Below are 3,748 nucleotides of genomic sequence, written 5' to 3' on the forward strand. Positions count from 1 at the left end.
TCTCGAACGCCGGCACGCTGGTCGTGGACCGCAACAACAACGTCGTGCTCGCCGGCCCCATTCGCGGCAGCGGCAAGCTGGTGCAGCAGGGCGTGGGCGACACCTTCCTGACCGGCGACAACACCTATAGCGGCGGCACCGTCATTTCCGCCGGCACCCTGCGGCTGGGCGCCGGCGGCACCACCGGCTCGGTGACCGGCGACATCCTCAACAACTCGAAACTGGTGATCGAGCGCAGCAACGACGTGCTGATGACCGGCCTGATCTCGGGCACTGGCCAGCTGGTGCAAGAGGGCGCCGGCCAGACGGTGCTCAGCGGCAACAACTCCTATGCGGGCTCGACGCTGGTGAATTTCGGATCCCTCTACATCAACGGCGATCAGACCGCCGCCACGGGACAGACATTCGTGCTGCCGACCGCCACGCTGGGCGGCACCGGCATCATCGGCGGAGACGCGCTCGTGGCCGGCACCCTGGCGCCCGGCGACACCACCGGCGCGCCCGGCACGCTGACCATCAACGGCAACCTGACGCTCGGCAACGCGGCCAAGCTGGCCTATAACTTCGGCCAGGCCGGCGTGGTGGGCGGCCCGCTCAACGACCTGACCATCGTCAAGGGCGACCTGGTGCTGGACGGCACGCTGAACGTGGCCACGCCGCCCGGCGGCAGCTTCGATCCGGGTGTCTACCGCGTCATCAGCTACGACGGCGCGCTGACCAACAACGGCCTGGCCATCGGCACGATTCCGTCGCCGTCGTTCTCGGTCCAGACGGCCGTCGCCAAGCAGGTCAACCTGGTCAACACCGCCGGCCTGAACCTGAACTTCTGGGACGGCGCGGCCGTGGCGGGCAAGAACAACGGCACGGTCGACGGTGGCGACGGCCTGTGGCAGAACCCTGCGGGCAACGACAACTGGACCAACTCGCTGGGCGTGCCCAACGCGCCGTATGCCGACGCCACCTTCGCCATCTTCATGGCCGCGCCCGGCAACGTTACCGTCGACAACAGCCTGGGCCAGGTGCGCAGCGGCGGCATGCAATTCGCCAGCAACGGCTATCGCCTGCTGGGCGGCGCCATCGAGCTGGTGCCGGACGCCGGCGGCGGCACGACCCTCCGCGTCGGCGACGGCAGCAGCCTGGGCGCGGGCTACGTCACCACCGTGGACAGCGTGTTGACCGGCGCATCGCGGCTGGTCAAGACCGACCTGGGCACGCTGGTGCTGAACGCCGCCAATACCTACACGGGCGGCACCGACATCAACGGCGGCACCGTGCAGATCGCCAGCGATGCCGCGCTGGGCACGGCCGGCACGGCCATCGGCATGAACGCCGGCACCTTGCGCACCACGCAAAGCCTCGCGCAATCACGCGCCATCACCCTGGGCGCGCAAGGGGGCGGCGTGGAACCGCTGGCCGGCACCACGCTGACGCTGGCCGGCAACATCGGCGGCGCCGGCTCGCTGACCAAGCTGGGCGCCGGTACCGCGATCCTGACGGGCAGCAACAGCTATGGCAGCGGCACCGTCGTCAAGGATGGCGTCACCATCATCAAGGCGGGCACGCTGCAGGTGGGCAACGGTGGCACCAGCGGCAACATCATGGGCACGGTCAGCAATGACGGGGTGCTGGCGTTCAACCGCGCGGACCGCTATGTCCAGGCCGACGTGATCAACGGCAGCGGGCAGGTGATCCAGCAGGGCGGGGGCACGACCGTGTTCAACGCCATCAACGGCTACACCGGCGGTACCACGGTGACGACTGGAGCGCTGGCCGTGGGCGATGCCTTGCATGCCGGCGCGGCGATCAACGGCGGCGCGGTGACGGTGCAGGGCGGCGCCACCTTCGGCGGCTATGGCAGCGTCAAGGGCAACGTCAGCAACGCCGGCACGCTGGCGGTGGCCGATGCCTTGCCCGGTCTGGGCGGCGGCGCGGGCGCCTTCGCCATCACCGGCAACCTGATCAACAGTGGCACGGTCAACCTGGCCGGGGCCAATCCGGGCAACCGGCTGACCATCACCGGCAATTACGTGGGCCAGTCCGGTGTGCTGTCGTTGAACACCTATCTGGGCGCCGACGCCTCGCCGTCGGACAAGCTGGTGGTGGACGGCGGCGCGGCAACGGGCGCGACGGCGTTGCGCATCACGAACCAGGCCGGGCCGGGCGCCAAGACCACCGGCGACGGCATCCAGGTGGTGCAGGCCATCAACGGCGGCACCACCGCGCCCGGCGCCTTCACCAGCGGCGGGATCTACGCGGGCGCCTATTCGTACATGCTGTTCCGAGGCGGCGTGACGCCCGGCACGGAGCAGAACTGGTACCTGCGCTCGGAGCTGACGCCCGTCGTCGATCCCAAGCCGATCTACCGGCCCGGCGTGTCGATCTATACCGAAGTGCCGTCGCTGGCGCGCGAACTGGCGGTGCAGCAGATCGGCACCTTCCACGATCGCCAGGGCAACCAGGATCTGCTGACCGGCGCCGGCCGTCTGCCGGCGGGCTGGGCGCGCACCTGGGGCGATCATTTCTCGGAGCGTCGCGACGGCACGGTGGGCCAGTCGTTCAGCGGCAATGTGTTCGGCATGCAGGCCGGCCAGGATCTGTACGCGCGCGTTGGCGATAGCGGTCACCAGGACCGCTACGGCGTGTTCCTGGGCTACGCGCGCGCCGACGGCGACGTGCGCGGAGACGCGATGGGGCAACGCGGCTACCGCGCCGGCAAGCTCGCCATCGATTCCTACAGCCTGGGCGGCTACTGGACCCATATCGGCCCCGGCGGCTGGTACACCGACACCGTCATCATGGGCAGCCACCTGAAGGTCAATCCCAAGTCCACGGCGGGGGATACCTCGTCCACCAAGGGCCGCGCCTTCACAGCGTCGGTCGAGGCGGGACTGCCTATCGCGCTCAAGCCCAACCTGAGCCTGGAGCCCCAGGCGCAGATCATCTACCAGAACACCCGCATCGATTCGGTCAGGGATTCCGCGTCCGACGTGTCCTTCGCGCCGAAGAACGCGCTCATCGGCCGCGTTGGCGCGCGGCTGCAGGGCGAGTACCAGGCCAAGGGCGCCACCTGGAAGCCCTATGTGCGGGCGGACCTGGAGCACACGCTGGGCGGACGCGACAAGGTCGACTTCAGCGGCGGCACCACCAGCACGTCGGCCATGGGCGGCACCCAGGCGCGCCTGGGGCTGGGCGTCTCGGTCAAGGCCAGCGAGCGGGTCAGCGTCTACGCCTCGGCGGGATATGGCTTCAACCTGGGCGGCGAGCGGCGCGAAACGGTGCAGGGCAACCTGGGGGTGCGGATCAACTGGTGAACGCCGCGCCGGCGACGGTTTCAGCGGTCATGAAAATACCCCCACGCCGCGCGCACTGCGCGCGCTTGCTGCCCCCCCCCGAGGGGGGCGCTTTTCATCTTGGGGCGGCCCGGCAATGAAAAAAGCCCGACAATGGCGCTCGTCATCCTCCACCCAGGACAGCGGATATGAGCGGGAACGCAGGGCAGGGCAATACGGACGGCGAGGCGGCGTCGGGTTCGCCATGGCGCCGGATCGAGGCCGGCGTGGCCGCGCTGGTCCTGGTTCTGGCCCTGGCCGGTTGCGGCGGCGCGGGGCCGCGCGGCGGTACGCCCGCCCCCGTCCAGCCCCCGCCCGGCTGCCCGGCCGGCGCGGCGCCCCCGGTCCCGCCGGAAACCTTGCCTGGCCCCGCCAGCCCGCCAGGCGCGCCGGCCCCCGCCCCGTCCCGACGGCTGCCC

The 3,748-nt window shown here is 70.3% G+C and carries 1 protein-coding gene and 1 pseudogene; both read left to right on the forward strand.

The window, feature by feature from the left end:
* The coding region (locus tag KDH83_RS29955) for an autotransporter outer membrane beta-barrel domain-containing protein (protein ID WP_212322515.1) at positions 1 to 3,311 on the forward strand (3,311 nt) is incomplete at its 5' end.
* Between the two features lie 167 nt (positions 3,312 to 3,478).
* Positions 3,479 to 3,748: pseudogene (locus tag KDH83_RS29960) on the forward strand (hypothetical protein); the annotation flags it as partial.

The sequence above is a fragment of the Achromobacter sp. Marseille-Q0513 genome, assembly GCF_018195695.1.
Classification (GTDB): Bacteria; Pseudomonadota; Gammaproteobacteria; order Burkholderiales; family Burkholderiaceae_B; genus Achromobacter.